This is a genomic window from Massilia litorea, from assembly GCF_015101885.1.
In the GTDB taxonomy this organism is placed as follows: Bacteria; Pseudomonadota; Gammaproteobacteria; order Burkholderiales; family Burkholderiaceae_D; genus Telluria; species Telluria litorea.
This window is the reverse complement of record NZ_CP062941.1, coordinates 2,590,817-2,608,988: the sequence shown is the minus strand read 5'-3', so window position 1 is coordinate 2,608,988 and position 18,172 is coordinate 2,590,817. Positions and strand designations below refer to the sequence as shown.

The 18,172-nt window shown below is 66.7% G+C and carries 16 protein-coding genes; 12 read left to right on the top strand and 4 right to left on the bottom strand.

The genetic code is table 11. From position 1 onward, the window contains the following. Window positions 1-10: 10 nt before the first annotated feature. Window positions 11-892 carry an RMD1 family protein gene (locus tag LPB04_RS11645; RefSeq protein WP_193684753.1) on the bottom strand — a complete coding sequence of 294 codons (882 nt, stop codon included), beginning with the start codon at window positions 890-892 and terminating at the stop codon, window positions 11-13. Between the two features lie 161 nt (window positions 893-1,053). Between LPB04_RS11645 and LPB04_RS11640 the strand changes: the two genes are divergently transcribed. The 9 genes from LPB04_RS11640 (at window position 1,054) to LPB04_RS11600 (ending at window position 11,179) form a co-directional block, all read left to right on the top strand. Further along, window positions 1,054-1,374, top strand: a complete 321-nt coding sequence (locus tag LPB04_RS11640; protein WP_193684752.1) for a Dabb family protein — start codon at window positions 1,054-1,056, stop codon at window positions 1,372-1,374. Between the two features lie 92 nt (window positions 1,375-1,466). Next, entirely contained in the window at window positions 1,467-3,185 is a 1,719-nt protein-coding gene (locus LPB04_RS11635) for a M1 family metallopeptidase (protein WP_193684751.1), read from the top strand. A 3-nt stretch (window positions 3,186-3,188) separates the two neighbouring features. Then, window positions 3,189-3,587 (top strand): hypothetical protein, encoded by a 399-nt coding sequence (locus tag LPB04_RS11630; protein ID WP_193684750.1) that lies wholly within the window; start codon window positions 3,189-3,191, stop codon window positions 3,585-3,587. Window positions 3,588-3,685: 98 nt separating this feature from the next. Further along, window positions 3,686-4,132, top strand: coding sequence for an SRPBCC family protein (locus LPB04_RS11625; RefSeq protein ID WP_193684749.1), 447 nt, complete (start codon window positions 3,686-3,688; stop codon window positions 4,130-4,132). Between the two features lie 12 nt (window positions 4,133-4,144). Further along, window positions 4,145-4,624: a VOC family protein gene (locus LPB04_RS11620; protein WP_193684748.1), complete on the top strand. Its 480-nt coding sequence runs from the start codon at window positions 4,145-4,147 to the stop codon at window positions 4,622-4,624. A 110-nt stretch (window positions 4,625-4,734) separates the two neighbouring features. Then, on the top strand, window positions 4,735-5,748 hold the full coding sequence (locus LPB04_RS11615) for a cyanophycinase (protein WP_193684747.1): 1,014 nt from the start codon (window positions 4,735-4,737) through the stop codon (window positions 5,746-5,748). A gap of 183 nt (window positions 5,749-5,931) precedes the next feature. After that, window positions 5,932-6,516, top strand: coding sequence for a DUF2760 domain-containing protein (locus LPB04_RS11610; RefSeq protein WP_193684746.1), 585 nt, complete (start codon window positions 5,932-5,934; stop codon window positions 6,514-6,516). Then, window positions 6,513-8,351 (top strand): Hsp70 family protein, encoded by a 1,839-nt coding sequence (locus LPB04_RS11605; protein ID WP_193684745.1) that lies wholly within the window; start codon window positions 6,513-6,515, stop codon window positions 8,349-8,351. Before LPB04_RS11610 ends, LPB04_RS11605 begins: the two co-directional genes overlap by 4 nt. Next, window positions 8,348-11,179, top strand: a complete 2,832-nt coding sequence (locus LPB04_RS11600) for an Hsp70 family protein (RefSeq protein WP_193684744.1) — start codon at window positions 8,348-8,350, stop codon at window positions 11,177-11,179. Before LPB04_RS11605 ends, LPB04_RS11600 begins: the two co-directional genes overlap by 4 nt. Window positions 11,180-11,352: 173 nt before the next feature. Here the strand turns inward: LPB04_RS11600 and LPB04_RS11595 are convergent, their stop codons facing one another. After that, a complete protein-coding gene (locus LPB04_RS11595; RefSeq protein ID WP_193684743.1) occupies window positions 11,353-13,491 on the bottom strand; it encodes an NHL repeat-containing protein in 2,139 nt (712 codons plus the stop codon). 418 nt (window positions 13,492-13,909) lie between these two features. On the opposite strand from LPB04_RS11595, the gene LPB04_RS11590 reads away from it, so the two are divergent. Further along, on the top strand, window positions 13,910-14,599 hold the full coding sequence (locus LPB04_RS11590) for a PRC-barrel domain-containing protein (RefSeq protein WP_193684742.1): 690 nt from the start codon (window positions 13,910-13,912) through the stop codon (window positions 14,597-14,599). 97 nt (window positions 14,600-14,696) lie between these two features. Continuing rightward, window positions 14,697-15,332 carry an SAM-dependent methyltransferase gene (locus LPB04_RS11585; RefSeq protein ID WP_193688798.1) on the top strand — a complete coding sequence of 212 codons (636 nt, stop codon included), beginning with the start codon at window positions 14,697-14,699 and terminating at the stop codon, window positions 15,330-15,332. A 51-nt stretch (window positions 15,333-15,383) separates the two neighbouring features. On the opposite strand, the gene LPB04_RS11580 is transcribed toward LPB04_RS11585, so the two are convergent. After that, window positions 15,384-16,946: a dienelactone hydrolase family protein gene (locus LPB04_RS11580; RefSeq protein WP_227496722.1), complete on the bottom strand. Its 1,563-nt coding sequence runs from the start codon at window positions 16,944-16,946 to the stop codon at window positions 15,384-15,386. A 205-nt stretch (window positions 16,947-17,151) separates the two neighbouring features. On the opposite strand from LPB04_RS11580, the gene LPB04_RS11575 reads away from it, so the two are divergent. Beyond that, window positions 17,152-17,472: a hypothetical protein gene (locus tag LPB04_RS11575; RefSeq protein ID WP_193688797.1), complete on the top strand. Its 321-nt coding sequence runs from the start codon at window positions 17,152-17,154 to the stop codon at window positions 17,470-17,472. A 46-nt stretch (window positions 17,473-17,518) separates the two neighbouring features. Here LPB04_RS11575 and LPB04_RS11570 read toward each other — a convergent pair whose 3' ends face one another. After that, window positions 17,519-18,109: a TetR/AcrR family transcriptional regulator gene (locus LPB04_RS11570; protein WP_193688796.1), complete on the bottom strand. Its 591-nt coding sequence runs from the start codon at window positions 18,107-18,109 to the stop codon at window positions 17,519-17,521. Between the last annotated feature and the right edge of the window lie 63 nt (window positions 18,110-18,172).

Below are 18,172 nucleotides of genomic sequence, written 5' to 3'. Positions count from 1 at the left end.
TCAGACGTTCTCAGCCGAAGTGGCCGTATAGGCCCAGGCACAGCTCCACAAAAATAAGCAGGAAGATCGCCGTCTCCAGCCGGTGGGAGCTGTGGTAGCGCATGGTCTCGACCAGGGTTTCCGAGGTATGCGACAAGGTGGTCAATTTGCGGTCGAGCGCGGCCGCGCGGTCGTGCAGTTCGTAGTCGCCCTCCAGCCGCGCATACAGGCCCGACAGGCCCGGGTTGTCCCAGAGAAGGTCGGGCCGGTCGAGCACGCCGGCGCGGCCGTTCAGGCGGTTCTCGGCCAGCAGCATGTTGCCGACCGCTTTCAGCAGTTCGGCCGGCTTGGCGGAAAAGCGCCCATCCTCGGCCAGGTCGCGCGCCAGCGGTTCGCTGCGATCGAAATCGCGCGCCGCACGCCGCTCCTGGAACGAGAGCATGGTCGCCTTCGCCATGACCTCGGCAATGAGCTGCAGCCGCAGGCGGTCCGCGTTCTTGATCTTGATAAATTGGCCCGAAGGACCCTCCTCGTCGTCCGGCCCGACGTGGATCATCGCCACTTCTTCGGCGGCGATATCGCCCGATCCCGACGAATGCATGGCGATCTTCCCCAGCAGGCGCGCCTTTTCCTCGGCCGAGGCATTGAACAGGACCACCGCCCCGTAGCGGAACAGCGCGGCAATACCGCCCTCGCCCAGCTTCACCATGAAAGGCGATTTGGCGATGATCTCGAAACCCGACAGCGCGCGCACGTCCACGCGCTCGGCCACCATGATGGCGCTCGCGGTGAACTGAGGCTGGGCAATGACCGGCCGTTGATACGGCAGCTTCTCGGTTTTCAAATGGAGACCGGCGCGGGTACGCGGGCGCGGATTCCAGCGAATCTGCTTTCTGTCGACGTGGCTGTCCATGGATATTCTTGTGCTTCGCAGGTGTCGGGGGGCGCGGCTGAGCCAGCGGCGCAGGCGTCATCATAGCGGAATGCGCCGGAATCACCGGCACGAAAGCCGTCGTGCGCGAACCCGGCGGAAGACTGTGCAAGAATCGCTTACCTCTTTTTATCCAGCCTGCCATGACCGCCAATTCGCCAACGTCCCTGCGCCACGTCGTCCTGTTCGCATTCAAGGACGATGCCAGCTTCGAACAGATCGATGCCATCGTCACCGGTTTTGCCGCCCTGCCCGGCGCCATCCCCGGCATCGTGTCCTATGAATGGGGCACCAACGTCAGCCCCGAAGGCCTGAACGACGGTTTTACGCACTGCTTCACGCTGACCTTTGCCAGCAACGAAGACCGCGATATCTACCTCGGTCATCCCGCGCACACGGCTTTCGTCGCCACCCTGAAAAACTGTCTCGAACGCTCGCTGGTCGTCGACTACTGGGCACGCTAGCCGCGTCGATGGAGCGCTGGCCTCGGTAAACCCGCGCAATGGTTGCCCGTGTGATAAATTTCTTGAGATCACACCAACAACCATCGCATGCAATGAAAAGAACCGCCCTCGCCAGCCTCCCCTTCCTGCTGGCGGCCTGCGCCCAGGCTCCGCTGACGTCCTACACCGTCAACAGCGGCGCCGAGCGCAGCACCGAACAGCAGGCGCTCGACTTCGAGAAAGCCGACATCAAGCTGCGCATCGAACCGGCCAGCCACAGCATCCGCGGCGACGTGCTGCTGACCTTCGGCACCCGCGCACAGCTAGGGAAAATCGAGCTGGACCTGGACCGCAACCTGCCCATCGACGCCATCGAGGTCGACAACCAGGTTCTTCCTGCCGCCAACTGGAACAATCCGGAAGGCAAGCTGACCATCGCCCTGCCGCGCCCGCTCGAGCCGGGCCAGCAAGTGAGCGTGCGGGTGCGCTACCACGGCCGGCCGCACGTGGCCAAACGCGCGCCCTGGGATGGCGGCTTCGTCTGGTCGCAGACACCCGACGGCCAGCCCTGGGTCGCCAGCGCCGTGCAGGGCGAAGGCTGCGACCTGTTCTGGCCCTGCATCGACCACCCGGCCGGCAAGGCCAGGTTGGTCGACCAGCACATCAGCGTGCCGGCCCCGCTGGTCGTCGCGGGCAATGGCCTTGCGCTGGGTATGGATGAGGCCGATGGCTGGCGCACCTATCACTGGCGCGCCAGGAATCCGAGCACCTACGGCATTTCGGTCAACGTCGGCCCCTACAAGGAACTCGCAAGCGCCTACCGCAGCCGCTACGGCAACGCGATCCCGCTGCGCCTGTGGTATCTGCCGCAGAGCGAACAGGGCGCAAAGGAACTGTTTGCCGAATTCCCGCAGCTGCTGGACTTTTTCGAGACCGTGATCGGCCCCTACCCCTTCGGCGACGAAAAGATGGGCGTGGTCGAGACCCCGCACAAGGGCATGGAGCACCAGACCGTCAACGCCTACGGCAACAAGTACGCCAAGACGGCCTACGGCTACGACGAACTGCTGCAGCATGAATTCGCCCATGAATGGTTCGGCAACCAGCTCACCAATCACAACTGGGACGACATGTGGCTGCACGAGGGCTTCGGCACCTACATGCAGCCGCTGTACATGCAATACCTGCGTGGCGACCAGGAATATTTTGCCTCGCTGATGCAGCTGCGCTCCGGCATCGAAAACAAGGCGCCGGTCGTGTCGGGCAAGCCGAAGCTGGAAGAGGACGTGTACGACACCAGGCGCGGCGGCCCCGGCCAGGACATCTACAGCAAGGGCGCGCTGATCCTGCATACCCTGCGCGGCCTGGTCGGCGACGACGCCTTCTTCCGTTCGGTGCGCGAGATCGTCTACGGCACCGACACGCCGCGCCCCGGCGCTTTTACGCCGCGCTACGGCAGCACGCCGGAATTCATCGCCATCGTCAAGCGCGCCAGCGGCCGCGACCTGGACTGGTTCTTCCAGGCCTACCTGTACCAGGCGGCACTGCCGGAGCTGCAAGCGACAAGGAGCGGCAACACCCTGCAACTGGCCTGGAAAACGGAAAAGAACACGCCTTTCCCGATGCCGGTCGAGGTGCGGGTCGGCAGCCGCATCGTGAGCGTGCCGATGACGGACGGGCGCGGCAGCGTCGACCTGCCGGCAGGTGCGGCCGAAGGCGCGGACTATACCCTGGACCCGCGTTCGAAGATCCTGCGCCGCGAGCTGCGGATCGAGCGCTTCCAGCAGTACAAGGAAGAGCAGAAGAAGGCGCGGGCGCAAGCGGGCGCTTGAGCGGTGCTGCAACTATCGCGCCTGCCATGGACGCGCATCGAACGGGTCGTCGCCGCCTTGACGATCGTGAACGCTGCGTTGGGACTTGCCGTGTGGACGTTGACGGGCGGCGCCATCGACACCCTTCTGCTCGCACTCCTCGGCCTGCTCTCTGGCGTCCTCGCCTGGCGCGGACGCCCGGGCGGACATGGCGCCGGACTTGCCTTCTATGGCGTGCAGCTCGCCGCCTGGTATTCCTACGATGCAACCCAGGCCTGGCACCTGCGCGGGGCATTCAGCCTGGCCTTCGTCGTGCATGGTCGGTCGGGCGTGCTGATCGTCAACGCATTTGCCCTGGCGATGCTGGCGGCGAGCGCGGTGATGCTGTGGCGGCGTCTGCGGACGCGGCGGGCTTCTGCATAGGCCGCAAAAAAAATCATCGAACGCTGTCGATTCCTGACCACCCCGTTCGTCGTACCATCAGAGGGCCGTCCTCTGCCTTTCAAACAAGGAAAACGATCATGTCCACGAACACAGTCGAACTGCACCGCGTCCTGAAATCCACGCCCGACCGCGTCTACCGCGCCTTCACCACCCCAAGCGCCTTTCCGAAATGGTTGCCGCCGCACGGCTTCACCGGCACCGTGCACGAGATGGACGCCCGCGTCGGCGGCCGCTACCGGATGTCGTTCACGAATTTCACCACCGGCCACAGCCATACCTTCGGCGGCGAATACCTGGAACTGGAACCGGGCAAGCGCCTCGCCTACACGGCCGAGTTCGACGATCCGAACCTGCCGGGACGGATGCAGACCACGGTGCAGCTGCGCGAAGTGTTCTGCGGCGTCGAGGTGAAAATCAAACAGGAAGGCATCCCGTCGATGATTCCTGCCGAGGCCTGCTATCTCGGCTGGCAGGAATCACTGGAATTGCTCGCAAAACTGGTTGAAGCAGAAATCAAGGACTGAAAGGAGAACAACATGGCCAGCAAGAATACGATTTGCCTCTGGTTCAACGGCACTGCGGAGGAAGCCGCACAGTTCTATGCCAACACCTTTCCGGACAGCGCAGTCAAGGCCGTCCATCGCGCCCCGGGCGACTTCCCGTCCGGCAAGCAGGGCGACGTCCTGACGGTCGAGTTCACGGTGGCCGGCATCCCCTGCATCGGCCTGAACGGCGGGCCGGCCTTCAGGCACAGCGAAGCGTTCTCGTTCCAGATCGCGACCGACGACCAGGAAGAAACCGACCGCCTGTGGAATGCAATCGTCGGCAATGGCGGCCAGGAAAGCGCCTGCGGCTGGTGCAAGGACAAATGGGGCCTGTCGTGGCAGATCTCGCCGCGCGTACTTACCGACGCCGTCGCCAATCCCGACCCGGCAGTGGCCAAACGCGCTTTCGAGGCGATGATGACGATGAAGAAGATCGACATCGCCGCCATCGAAGCGGCCGTGCACGGTTAAAAAATCGCGCATGTGTTGTGTTTACGGCCTCACAGCAGCATCCGGCTTGTTGTATCCTTTTTAAGTAGCAGTTCGACAATCCGTTCGCCGTTGTACTCACAAGGACGCCCATGACCTCGCCGACCCGCCTCTTTTCCAGTACCTGCCGCATTATTGCGCTTGCTCTTGCCCTGTTCGCCACCCAGGCGGCCCAGGCGGAAAAGCCCTACAAGTATTACGCAGTCGGCGACACCGCCGACGTCGTCCTGCCGCGGCCTGCCCATTCCTCCCTGGTACTGATGGGCGGCGGCCCGGATGTCGACGATGCATTCAAATGGATGATCCGCAAGGGCGGCGGCGGCAACTTCGTCGTCATCCGGGCCACCGGTACCGAAGCCTACAATCCCTATATCTTCGCGATGGGCGGCGTGCGTTCGGTCGAAACCTTCGTGCTGCCCAGCCGCGCCGCCGCCAGCGACCCGTTCGTGCTGCAGCGCATCCGCGGTGCCGAAGCCGTCTTCATCGCCGGCGGCGACCAGAGCGATTACCTGCGCTACTGGAAGGACACCCCGCTCGCGGCCGCGCTGCAGGAGCTGGCCAACCGCAACGTTCCGCTCGGCGGTACCAGCGCCGGCCTCGCCGTGCTGGGGCAGTTCATCTATTCCGGCATGAACCAGTCGGTGACCTCCCCCGAGGCGCTGGCCGATCCCTACGGCAAGAACGTCACGCTCGACCGTGACTTCCTCGCATTGCCACTGCTGAGCAGGGCCATTACCGATTCGCACCTCGACGCCCGCGACCGGATAGGCCGCCTCGTCACCTTCCTGGGACGCATCGTCAACGACGGCTGGACCAGCAGCGCGCGCGGCATCGGTGTCGACGTCGAGACGGCGCTGCTGGTCGAAAATGGGCAAGCCCAGCGCGTCGGCCTGGGTGCGGTGTATTTCCTGCAGACGGTCGGCCTGCCCCAGGTGTGCAAACCGAAGACACCGCTGACCTACGAAAACATCGGTGTCCAGCGCCTGTCGGGAACGGGTAGCTTCGACCTGAACAACTGGGCCGGTTACGGTTCGACGGTCAACTACACGCTCTCGGCCGTCAAGGGTGCGCTCGTGTCGAAGCAGCCGGGCGGCGCCGTGTACTGATTCGTGGCGGCTAGCCGGCGCATTCTTGCGCCGGCGCAGCGATTCCTTCCAAAACGCCGCCTCCCTCTCTCCAGTGGCGCGTGCGCGACTCATGGTCGAACTGGTATCATTCGCGTTTGTCCGGACCGAGACCCCGACGCTGTCCGACAGCGCGCCGGTCCTTCACCCTACAGAACATCAAGAATGAGCACACCGACCCAACTGCCCTCTTTCTGGAGCCGGCTCTCCCTTGCCTTCGGCACCTTTTTCAAGACCATAGGCGATGCCGAATTTGCCGCGCGTGTGCGCGATGACGAGGTCGGACCGGTAGCGGCGCCTGCTCCCGCCCCTGCGCCTGCGCCCGTCCCTGCCGCCGCGCCTGCGCCCGTCCCCGTCCAGCTGCGCGAAGCCACGCCGGACGCCGCCCTGCAACTGCTGACCCTGCTGCAGCGCGAGGCGCGCCTGATCGACTTCGCCCACGAGAACCTGGCGGCCTACGCCGACGCCGACATCGGCGCCGCCGCCCGCGTCGTCCACGAAGGCTGCGCGCGCGTGCTGAAGGACCACTTCACGATTCAACCCGTGCGCAGTGAAGCCGAGGGCGCCCGCGTCACGCTCGACGAAGGTTTCGACGCAGCCAGCGTCCGCCTGACCGGCAACGTGGTCGGCAAGGCGCCGTTCAAGGGCACGCTGTCGCACCGCGGCTGGAAGGCGACGGACGTCCGCCTGCCCCAGCTCGCGAAAGAGCATGACGCCAGAATCCTGGCCCCGGCCGAGGTGGAACTGTGAGCGCGCGCTACGCCATCGGCATCGACCTCGGCACCACGCACAGCGCGCTGTCGTATGTCGACCTGGAAGCGAGCGACGGAGAAAACACCGCGCAGGGCGTGCTGCCGGTGCCGCAGCTGAGCGCCCCCGGCACCGTCGAGGCGCTGCCGCTGCTGCCCTCCTTCCTCTACCTGCCGCACCCGGACGAGCTGGCGCCGGGCGAACTGGCCTTGCCCTGGAATACCGATGGCGAGACTGCTGTCGCCGGCGAAATGGCGCGCAGCCGCGGCGCCACCACGCCGATCCGCCTCGTCTCCTCGGCCAAGAGCTGGCTCTCGCACCCGAGCGTGGACCGCCGCGCCGCCATCCTGCCGAGCGATGCGCCGGAAGAAGTCACGCGCGTCTCGCCGCTGGAAGCATCGACGCGTTACCTGCAGCACCTGCGCCATGCCTGGGACAACGCGCATCCGGAAGCGCCCTTCGACCAGCAGCAGGTCACCGTCACGATTCCCGCCTCCTTCGATCCGGGCGCGCGCGAACTGACCGCGGAAGCGGCGAGGAATGCAGGCTATGCCTCGGCCACCCTGCTCGAGGAACCGCAGGCGGCCCTGTACAGCTGGATCCAGGGCAGCAACGGCACCTGGCGCAAGCAAGTGAAAGCCGGCGACATCGTGCTGGTGGTGGACGTGGGCGGCGGCACCAGCGACTTCTCGCTGATCGCCATCCTCGAACGCGACGGCAAGCTGGAACCGCACCGCGTCGCCGTCGGCGACCATATCCTGCTCGGCGGCGACAACATGGATCTGGCCCTGGCCCATCTGGTTGCGCGCAAGCTGGCAAGCAATGGCACCCAGCTCGACGCCTGGCAGATGCGCGCCCTGACCTACGCCTGCCGCGGCGCCAAGGAACACCTGCTGGCCGACGCGAACGCCACTACCTGGCCGATCGTGGTGCCGAGCCGCGGTTCGAAACTGATCGGCGGTTCGATCCGCACCGAACTGACGCGCGACGAAGTCACGACGTTTATTACCGACGGCTTCTTCCCGCGCGTGGATGCCTCGGCACGTCCGGCCACGCGCGCCCGCGCCGGCCTGACGCAGCTCGGTCTGCCCTACGCGCAGGACGCGGCCGTCACCCGCCACCTGGCCGCCTTCCTGGCGCGCCAGGCCGGCGCCACCGCCGAACTCGAAGGTTTCGAGGGCCGCGTGAAGGAAGAACACAGCTTCCTCCATCCGAGCGCGGTGCTGTTCAACGGCGGCGTGTTCAAGTCGAACATCCTGGCCCAGCGCGTGATGGACACCATCAACGACTGGCTCTACATGGAAGGCGCGGAACCGGCGCGCATGCTGGAAGGCACGGACCTCGACCTCGCCGTTGCGCGCGGCGCGGCCTATTACAGCTATGCGCGGCGCGGCGGCGGCGTGCGCATCCGCGGCGGCACGGCGCGTTCCTACTACGTCGGCGTCGAATCGTCGATGCCGGCCATCCCCGGCATGGAGCCGCCAATCCAGGCCCTGTGCGTGGCGCCTTTCGGCATGGAAGAAGGCACCGAGCTCGAACTGCCGGGCCAGGAATTCGGCCTGGTGGTGGGCGAACCCGTCCACTTCCGCTTCTTCGGTTCGACCACGCGCCGCCAGGATCAGATTGGCGACGTGCTCGACTTCTGGGGACCGGACGAGCTGCAGGAGCAGAACGAAATCCAGGCGACCTTGCCGGCCGATGGCCGCACCCCGGGCGACGTGGTGCAGGTAACGCTGCACGCCCTCGCGACCGAAGCCGGAACGCTGGAACTGGTTGCCGTGGCGCGTGACGGCCAGCGCTGGAAGGTCGAATTCGACGTTCGCACAGCACCGTGACACCCTGGCTGGTCAGTATCGATCTCGGCACCACGAATACGGTGCTGGCCTACGCGTCACCCGGGGCCGCCGAGGTCGAGCTGTTTGCGATCGACCAGCTGGTCGCGCCGGGCGAAGTGGCCGGCGCGCCGCTGCTGCCCTCGAACCGGTATCACCCTGCTCCTGAAGAACTGGGAGCGGGCCAGCTGCAGTTGCCCTGGGACTTGCCCGATGTCGCCGGCGTCGAACGCGTCGCCATCGGCCGTCTCGCGCGCAGCCTCGGCGCGGCGACGCCGGGCCGGCTGGTGGCGAGCGCCAAGAGCTGGCTGTCGCATCCGGGCGTCGACCGCATGGCGGCCATCCTGCCCTGGGGCGCCGAGCCCGAGGTGCCGAAGGTATCGCCGGTGGCGGCCAGCGCCAGCTATCTCGCCCACCTGCGCGCCAACTGGAATATCCGCTTTCCCCAACACCCGCTGGAACGGCAGCAGGTCGTGCTCACCGTGCCGGCCTCCTTCGACGAAGGCGCGCGTGCGCTGACGCTGGAGGCGGCCAGACTCGCCGGCCTGCCCGGCCTGCGCCTGCTCGAAGAACCGCAGGCCGCGCTCTACGACTGGCTGTACCGCCATCGCGCCACGCTGGTCGACGATTTAAACGGTGCGCGCCTGGTGCTGGTGGCCGACGTCGGCGGCGGCACCACTGACTTCAGTCTGGTCAAGGTCGAACTCGAGGCGGGCGAGCCGAAGTTGACCCGCATCGGTGTCGGCAACCATTTGATCCTCGGCGGCGACAACATGGACCTGGCGCTGGCCCACCTGATCGAGGCGCGCATGGCCGGGCAGGATGGGCTTGAGGCGCCGCGCGCACGCCTGTCCGCGGCACGCCTGGCCCAGCTGACGGAACGCTGCCGCGCGGCCAAGGAACAGCTGCTCGCGCCCGACGCGCCCGAGGCGGTCACCGTTACCCTGCTCGGTGCGGGTTCGCGCCTGATCGGCGCCAGCCGCAAGGCGGACTTGCGCCGCGAGGACATCGAGCGCGTCGTGCTCGATGGCTTCTTCCCTCTCAACGAACAACAAGAGCCGGCACGCCGCGCGCGCGCCGGCATCGTCGAATTCAGCCTGCCGTATGCGAGCGATCCGGCGGTCACGCGCCACTTGGCAAGCTTCCTGCATCAGCATGCCGTTGCGGCGCGCGAGGCGCTCGGATTGCCGCTCGAGGACGCGTCGCTGCCGGTGCCGGATACCCTGCTGCTGAACGGTGGCGTGTTCCGCGGCGCGGCCCTGGCCGAGCGCCTGGCCGACACGCTGGCGCGCTGGCGCGGCAGGCCCTTGCGCATCCTGCACAACGTCGACCCGGACGTGGCCGTGGCGCGCGGCGGCGTGGCCTATTCTCTGGCGCGCCAGGGCGCCGCGCCCGCCATCGAGAGCGGTGCGGCGCGCAGCTATTACCTGCTGCTGGAGGGCGAACGCGCGGGCAGCGGCCTGCGCGCGGTCTGCCTGCTCCCGCGCGGCACGCCCGCGGCCACCGAGGTGCGGCTTGCCGAGCGCAGCTTCGCATTGCGCCTGGGGCGTCCGGTGCGCTTCCACCTGGCCTCGACGGTGGCCGACGCGGGCGCGGCACCGCTTCCCGGTCAACTGGTGGACCTGGCGCCGGAGGATGTCGTGCGCCTGCCGCCGATCGCCACCGTGCTGCGCGCCACGCCAGGGGCCGCGCCGCGCAGCGAGATCGCGGTGCAGCTGGTGGCCTCGCTGAGCGAAGTCGGTTCCCTGGAAGTGCATTGCGTGGCCGAAGACGGCAGCGGACGCTGGCAGCTCGCGTTTCAATTGCGCGAAGCCGAGGGTAGTGAGGAAATCGTCGAGACCGAGGTCCTGCCGCCGCAGCTGGACGCCGCGATCGAGAAGATCGAGCGCGTCTTCGGCACCCGTTCGAAGGCGGTCGATACGAAGGAAGTACGCCAGCTGCGCGCCAGCCTGGAGCACCTGCTGGGCCGCCGCGAAGGATGGGCCACGCCGCTGCTGCGGCGCCTGTTCGACGCGTTGATGGAGCGCTCGAAAGGCCGGCGCAGGTCGAGCGAGCACGAACGCGCCTGGCTCAATCTTGCCGGCTTCTGCCTGCGTCCCGGCTTCGGCCATCCGCTCGACGGCTGGCGCATCGAACAGCTGTGGGCGATGTTCGAGCCCGGGGTGCAGTACCACAAGGACACGCAGGTGCGCGCCGAATGGTGGACGCTGTGGCGCCGCGTGGCCGGCGGCCTCGATACCGAAGCCCAGCTGCGCCTGCTCGACGATTTCGCCTTCAATTTGCAGGCCGATGCCTCCGAGCGCGGCAAGCGCCCCATCACCCTGGTCGACGGCAGCGAGGACGACATGCTGCGCCTCGGTGCCTCGCTCGAGCGGATCCCCTCGGCCTACAAGGCGGAGATCGGCAACTGGATGATGGAACAGATCCTGGCGCTTCCCGCGGGTACCAGGCTCGATGCAAAGACGGCGGCCACCTATGCGCGCTACCTGTGGGCGCTGGGCCGGGTCGGGGCGCGCCAGTCCTTCCACGCGAGCGCGCACGAAGTGGCGCCGCGCGAAGTGGCCGAGGAATGGCTGGGCAAGCTCCTGATGCTGGATTGGAAGAAGATCGAACCGGCCGGCTTCGCCGCCACCCACATCGCGCGCATGACGGGCGACCGTTCGCGCGACATCGGCGACGCGGTGCGCGGCGAGGTGCTGCGCCGCTTGTCGGCGACCGGCGCTCCCGCCGCCTGGACGGCGATGGTACGCGAGGTGGTGGAGCTGGACCAGGCGAGCGAGACGCGGATGCTGGGCGAGGCGTTGCCGCCGGGGTTGAAGCTGCTGCGCTAATTGGCTTCGTTCCGTTGCGCGTGGATGCGTGCTCGGGTCGAACGCGTGGGCGGGAGACCCGCCCACCCTACGGGTCTGACCATCAGTGACGACGAGTGACGCATGCAGCAGGATGTAGGGTGGGCGGGTCCCCCGCCCACGCGTTCAACCTGCTCCAGAAACCTCGCGCCTGCCTACTCCACCCTGATCGCCAGATCCCGCCCCTCGACCGCCACCTGCCCCGCAAAATCGGCCGCATAAATGCGCAGGATGTAATCCCCTGGCGCGAGCGCCCCCACACGCCAGGTACCTGGCGCCACGCGCCCGTCCTGCAGCGTGTTGTTGACCGCATACGCGAAACGTGTCTCCTTGCTGCCGTAGACCGTGATGCCGCTATTGGCCGCATACAGCAATTTCACCGCTTCCCGCTCGCGCGGCAGGCGGTCATAGACCTGGGTGATCAGGGGCTGCTCGAAGCCCGGCAGCGCGCTGCCGTCGGGCCGCAGCAGCTGGTAGCCCAGTTTGTACAAGCCAAGCCGGCGGCGCGCGAGATTGCCGTCCATCTGGTCGTAGCCCTCGGCCACGATCGCCACCTCTCCCAGCGTGCGTTCGATGCGTACCGGCTGGCCCTTCTTCGCCGTGAGGCGGCGGCCGATGCTGTCGTACAGCGCCACGCTCTGCAGGCGCGGCGCGACGGTGTCCGTCACGCCCGGGAACGGCAGCGTCAATGGATTGACGAGCGAGCCGCCGGGATAATAGTCGAGGTGGACGTGGGACATGCTGTTGATGGTCCCGAGCGCATCGCCTACCGCGAACCGGGTTCCGCGCGGCACGCGCACGCGATCAGGCTTGCCGCGTGCATCCTTCACCAGTTCGAAACGCGCATCGAGCGGCTTGTCGCGGCTGTCGCGTCCGACGCGCATGTGGATGTACGACAGCGGCCCGACGGCCAAGCCTTCGCTGAGCGAACCAAAACCCCAGTTGGCGAAGGGATCGCTGATTTTCGCCGCTGCGATCGCCAGCACGCGGGTGCCGATGTCGGCGCGCACGTCGAGACCGGCGTGGAAGTGGTCGCGGCTTTCGCCGTCGTAGCTGCCGCGCACTTCTCCCATCAGGCCGACGACTTCATGCGGCATGTCCTGCGGCCCCACCGGCCAGGGCATCGGCGCGGTGCGTGCCGTGCGTGCCGGGGGCGCGATGACGGCAGCGCTCTCCCCCTGCTTCGGGGGCGCCAGGCGCAGCACGCGCAGGGCCAGCGCGTCGGCGACGACCAGGCTGCCGTCGCGTGCGAGGCCGATGCCGTGCGGCGCGTACAGGTGCACCTTGCCGTCGGCACCGAAGGTCGATTCGGGCGGATGGTCGGCATCGTCGAGCGCGCGCAGTTCTCCGCCCGGGGCCAGCTGCAGGATGCGTCCGCCGCCGCCGGCGACGTAGAGATAGCCGTCATGGGTGAGCGCGAGGCCCGTCGGGCGGCGCAGGAGCGGCTGGCGCTCGCCCTCCGGCGGCGCGGCCAGGGTCGAGACCACGCCGTCCGGGCCGATGCGGCGGATCGCGTTGTTACCGGTATCGGCCACGAACAGGCTGCCGTCCTTGCCGACCGCGATCGCGCTCGGGGTGTCGAACGCGGCGTCGATCGCGGGGCCGTCGGCATTGCCGGGCCGCGCGCCGCCGGCGATCGTGGTCACGAGACCCTCGGGCGTGATGCGGCGAATGCGGTCGTTATAGGTGTCGGCGACATAGACGTTGCCGTGCTTGTCCACGGCCAGCCCGACCGGTGCATGGAAGCGCGCCGCTGCTCCTTTGCCGTCGGCGTCGCCCGGCTGGCCGTCGCCGGCCAGGGTGGTGACGCTGCCGTCGGGCGCGATTCTCCGGATCGCGTGGTTGCCGGTATCGGCCACGTACAGGTTGCCGAAGCGGTCCAGCGCCAGCGCGGAGGGAGTATGGAAGGCGGCGGCAGTAGCGGCGCCGTCGGCGAAGCCTTCACGGCCGCCGGCAAAGGTCGAGACGGTGCCGTCGCGGTCGATGCGGCGGATGCGGTTGCTGTCGCCGCCGTCGGCGACGAATACGGTGCCGCGCGGATCGACGGCGACGCCGAAGGGATCGCTGAAGCGGCTCTGCGCCGCCGCGCCATCGAGCACGCCGTCCTGCCCGTCACCCGCCAGCGGCGTGACGCGCGCGGCCCAGAACGGTTTCGTCGGCGTCGGGGCCGGCAGCAGCATGGCGGCCTGGCCCGGCACGACGGCGTCGCGCTGGCCTGCGATGAAATATCCGGCCAGGGCGGCCGCCAGCACACCGGCGCCCGCCAGGGATGCGATCTTCGTTTTTCGATTCACTGCTGCTGCCCGCCTGTTGCACAAGCAGCGAGTTTAACCGAACAGTTCGCTTTGCACGGATGGCGCTGCCGGGCAACTCAGCTGTAAGCGTCAGCGGCGGTTCAGCGTTTGCGCAGCAGGCGTGCCAGCAGCGAGGTAACCGACACGGTCGGAATCAGTTTGGCCAGCGGGCCTGGATGGTTGCAGCGCGATGTGATGGTCATGTTGTAGTCTCCGAAACACTGCTTGTCAGGATAGTCACATTGTCGAGCTCGCTCTGTGCGGCAGTTCGCATAGTGTGGGCTTGTCGCGTGACACGCGCGTGACAAGCGCGCGCACCCCTGCACGTTTGAGTCATATCATGGGCGCTGCAAGGCCTCGGCCTAGCCTTGGGACTGGCTTTGCAGGCAGGTGAAACACAGACCAGAGGGAGAACGAGATGAGCTATGCAGATCGTGACAAATACGGGATGTACAAGCGCAGCGGCAGCGCCGGTCCGGGCCCCGCACTGATGGGTGCCGACACGCTGATCGGCGACAGCGTCGTCAACGGCGTCGAGGAAGACCTCGGCGACATCAAGGAAATCATGCTCGACATGAACACCGGCCAGGTGGCCTATGCCGTGCTCGCCTTTGGCGGCTTCCTCGGCATGGGCGAGAAACTGTTCGCCGTGCCCTGGCAGGCGCTGCACCTCGACACCGTCAACCATCGCTTCGTGCTCAATGTCGAGAAAGAGCGCCTGAAAACCGCGCCTGGCTTCAACAAGGACGCCTGGCCCGACATGAGCGACGTCTCCTGGGCCAACCAGATCCACGCCTTCTACGGCACCGATCCTAACCGCAGCGGCGCCCCGACCATGGGGCCGGGCTCCTCGGGGGGCAGCATGAGCGGCATGGCGGGCGGCGCGGGACGCGGCGCCGGCAGCGGCATGGGCGCGATGGGCGGCGGCATGGGCGCAGGCTCAGCCGGTAGCAGCGAGCTCGGCACCGGCGCGGGCAGTGGCACGGCCGGGACCGGCGCCGGCGCCGGGTCCACGGGACTGGGCAAGAGCGGCAGCCTCGACCCAAGTCCGGGAACCGGCGGCGACGACAAGAGCCTGAGCCATATCCGCGGCAGTAATATCGGCTAGGACGGCCTCGGCCACACAGCTTGAAAGGAGGAGAACGCGGCGCACGGGACCAGGGGGGCTTGCTGTATCATCCCGTTCCTGAAAACGAAAGCCGCACATGCTCATCATCACCATCAAACAAGGCAAGGAAAAAAGCATCCTCGCCGGCGACCCGTGGATTTACGTCTCCGCCATCGACAAGGTCGAGGGCAAGCCGCAGGAGCGCAACAAGCCGGGCGCGACGGCGATCGTGCAATCCTCGTCGCGCCAGTTCCTGGCCCGGGCGGCCTATAACGCCAAGTCGCAGATCGCCGCCCGGGTCTGGAGCTTGCGTGAGGACGAGCCGGTCGACCATGCGCTGATCAAGCGGCGCGTTGGGGCCGCCGTCGCGCGCCGCGCCACGGCGCTCGCCATCGCCGATCCGCAGGAACTGGTGCAGGTAATCGATGGCGAAAAGGACGGCTTGCCGGGCCTGCTGGTGCACAGCTACGGCGGCACCGATGGCTACCTGATCTGCCAGTTCAATGCCGGCGGCGTCGACATGTGGAAGGTGCCGGTCGTGCAGGCGCTGCTCAAGGAGACGGGCTGTCCGAATGTCTACAAACGTTGCGACCTGCTGCTGCGCAAGGGCGAAGGCTTGCCCGTTGCGCCGCGCGCGCTGGCGGGCGACGAGCCGCCCCAGAAGCTGATGGTGCGCGAGGGAAAGCGCCTGGTGCCGATGGATATCCGCACCGGATTCACTTATCCGCGCTAAGCGCCGGAAATGGGCGCGCGGCCCTTCCGGAGCGTGCTGGGGCGCAGGTACTTAAAGCGCCGCCCCGGACGGTCCTCCATGCTCCTTCACGTACCTGGCCGCATCGGTATGTTTCGGATCGAGCGCAAGTACGCGGCGATAGGTGCCGAGCGCCTCCTTCGTCTGCCCTGAGGCCGCCTGCATTTCGGCTAGTCCATCGATCATGAAGACGGCGTCCGGATTGAGGTGCGTTCCAAGCCGGAAGATCTCGCGCGCTTGCGCCGGGCGGTTCTGCCTCGCCAGTTGCACGCCCCATCCGTAGATCTCCTTCGGCCCCAGCTTGAAAGCGGGGTCCTGGGCTGCGAACTTCGCGTACAGGGGGATGGCTTGATCGAAGCCCTCCGCAGCCAGCGCGGCGACGAAATTCTCCAGTGTCGGCGGTATTTGCCCCGACCCGTGACGAGCACTGGCGAGCATCATGTGCGGGGGCGCCTTGTTCGCGGCCGGCGAATTGTCGAGGAACGCAAGGCCCGCCGGGTCTTTCTTCAGGTAGGCATCGAGGAAGTGGCGTGCGTAACGCATGGCCCAGCTATGCGCCAGCGCGATGTCGTCGCGCGTATAGTCTCCGAACCGGCCGTCCTGCGACATTCGCAGGGAATAGGACGAAAAGTCCATGTGCTTCATCGGCAGCAGCGTGACGATGTGGACGTCCGCGTACTTCATTTCGTTCATGAAGGAATAGCGGCTATCGACTTCGGCGCGGTTCAGCTCTTCCACGGTCATTGGCCGGCGGCCCACGAACAGCATCGGAATGGCGACGCGTGCCGGCGTGACGTATTTCGCCGCGTCCTTGCCGCCGTCGACGAATTCGCGCGTGCCGCGCACCGAGCCATCCAGGCTGACGATCGCCTGGATACGGTCGTCCTTGGCCGCCGCCAGCACATTCGCCAGGCCGCCCCAGCTGAAGCCGACAACGGCCACCCTGGCCGTGTCGGCCTGCGGGAGCGAACTCGCGTAGCCGATCAGGTAGGCGATGTCGGCGGCCTGCGCTTCCAGTCCTTCGAGGTCCGTCGTCATCGCGCGTGTGCGCGGACCCAGCGATGCACTCGACAGCACTACATACCCCTGGCTGGCAAGGTATTCGCACAGGTCCGCGTTCTCCATGGCGGATTCAGACAAACTCGGCGCGTAAATCACAACCGGGAAGCTGCCGCTTTCCGCACGGGCATTGCGCACAGCCAGCATCGGTCGCGCGACCTCGCGCAGCAGCGCGTCGCGTCGCGCGCCGGCGTACCCGTCGATCGCGCGTTGCGTCGCGCGCCCGACCTCGGCCGGGCTGCGCCCGAACTCGTCCTCGGTCGGGATCGTATCCATGTAATCGCGATAGACGACCGGCCGGCCGCCGCGCGCGGCGGGATACCAGAGCAGCATCTGCATGGGTCGCGTGCGCTTCCCGGTCGCCGGTTCGCCGGTGGTCATGTCGACGCGCGTCTTGTACATGCGCGACTGGTCGTACTGCTGGACGACCTGCAGGCCCACCGCATGCGGGCCGGGCGGATTCGAGAACGTGAAGGTGTCGGCGGCTTGCGCCGCAGTCGCGAAGCAAAACAGGAGGGAAATCAACAGGCGTGTCATTGAACGGGTCCGATGAGAGAGCCGACCAGTATAACGACGTGGACTTGCTCAATTCTCAACAATTGTCACCAACTTTCCGCAGGTGCGGCGGGACACCGGCATCGGCGTACACGGTTTCCGGACGCACATACGTTATAAGGACTGTACGACATGTCCTACAGCGACCTTGGAAGCCATCTTATATTCGTGAGCTGGCGACCCATCCATGATGATCACACCTACCCCCAAGGAGATGATCATGAAACGGTTTCAAGGCATTCTCATCGGTAGCATGACAGTACTGTCCCTGGCGGCATGTAGTTCCATGGAAAAGAGCAACACTGACACGAGCGGCGGCTCGGCGACGGGATCGACATCAAGCGGCTCGGCCGTCAGCGGCACGACGAACAGCGGCTCGATGGGTACGACCGGCGATGTCCAGAGCGGCGCCGGCAGCCCGGGCACGACCGGTGCTTCGGGCCAGGGGGCGGGGGCAACCTCGACGACTCCCCCAACCACGGGCACACCGCCGACAGACAAGCGTTAAGTTTTTCTGCGCCGCGTTTGTCGGGCCGACATTTCCAAGCGACCGATCAGGCGGGGATGACGTGGACGAGCGCCTTGCCGGCCAGGCGCGCAGTCGCCAGCAGGCGCTCCAGGCCTTGCCCATCGCGGGCGCTTGCCGACAGTCCAGCCATCGTGGTGCACACGTAATCAGCCAGCCGACCCGCCTCCTCCGGATAACGCTCGGCGATGGCGTTGCGAATAAGCTCTTGCGCAGCGATATGGAAGCCGCGGGCAGCGTCGCGCGCTTCCGCGTCGTTACAACGTATTCCCTCCAGCACCATGCAACCGGTAGCGGCTGCATCGGCGGCGTAACAACGTGCCGCCTCCTCAAGTACCTCCGCCAGCGATTCGGCCAGGGGCCGGTCCGGTCCCAGAATCTTCTTTAAAGGAATTGCACCGGTTACCGCGTAGCGATCGAGGATCCGTGTGTACAGCCCCGCCTTGCTGCCAAAGGCGGCGTAGAAGCTGGGCGGGTTGATGCCCAGCGCTTTGGTCAGGTCCGCAACGCTCACGGCGTCATAGCCTTTTTCGTGGAACAGGCGCTGCGCGGTGACGACCGCCTCGTCCGGATCGAACCGGCGCGGGCGGCCACGGCCGGCAGATATTTTTGTAGTCATGATTAAAAAATTCCTTGACAGCTGCGATGACGATTATTGTATCATGCGTTACATTAATCAAAA

Excerpts from the sequence above, each read along its gene's own strand:
- LPB04_RS11645 (WP_193684753.1), bottom strand. The coding sequence starts at position 892 with ATGGACAGCCACGTCGACAGAAAGCAGATTCGCTGGAATCCGCGCCCG.
- LPB04_RS11640 (WP_193684752.1), top strand. The coding sequence starts at position 1,054 with ATGACCGCCAATTCGCCAACGTCCCTGCGCCACGTCGTCCTGTTCGCA.
- LPB04_RS11635 (WP_193684751.1), top strand. The coding sequence starts at position 1,467 with ATGAAAAGAACCGCCCTCGCCAGCCTCCCCTTCCTGCTGGCGGCCTGC.
- LPB04_RS11625 (WP_193684749.1), top strand. The coding sequence starts at position 3,686 with ATGTCCACGAACACAGTCGAACTGCACCGCGTCCTGAAATCCACGCCC.
- LPB04_RS11620 (WP_193684748.1), top strand. The coding sequence starts at position 4,145 with ATGGCCAGCAAGAATACGATTTGCCTCTGGTTCAACGGCACTGCGGAG.
- LPB04_RS11615 (WP_193684747.1), top strand. The coding sequence starts at position 4,735 with ATGACCTCGCCGACCCGCCTCTTTTCCAGTACCTGCCGCATTATTGCG.
- LPB04_RS11610 (WP_193684746.1), top strand. The coding sequence starts at position 5,932 with ATGAGCACACCGACCCAACTGCCCTCTTTCTGGAGCCGGCTCTCCCTT.
- LPB04_RS11590 (WP_193684742.1), top strand. The coding sequence starts at position 13,910 with ATGAGCTATGCAGATCGTGACAAATACGGGATGTACAAGCGCAGCGGC.
- LPB04_RS11585 (WP_193688798.1), top strand. The coding sequence starts at position 14,697 with ATGCTCATCATCACCATCAAACAAGGCAAGGAAAAAAGCATCCTCGCC.
- LPB04_RS11580 (WP_227496722.1), bottom strand. The coding sequence starts at position 16,946 with ATGACACGCCTGTTGATTTCCCTCCTGTTTTGCTTCGCGACTGCGGCG.
- LPB04_RS11575 (WP_193688797.1), top strand. The coding sequence starts at position 17,152 with ATGATGATCACACCTACCCCCAAGGAGATGATCATGAAACGGTTTCAA.
- LPB04_RS11570 (WP_193688796.1), bottom strand. The coding sequence starts at position 18,109 with ATGACTACAAAAATATCTGCCGGCCGTGGCCGCCCGCGCCGGTTCGAT.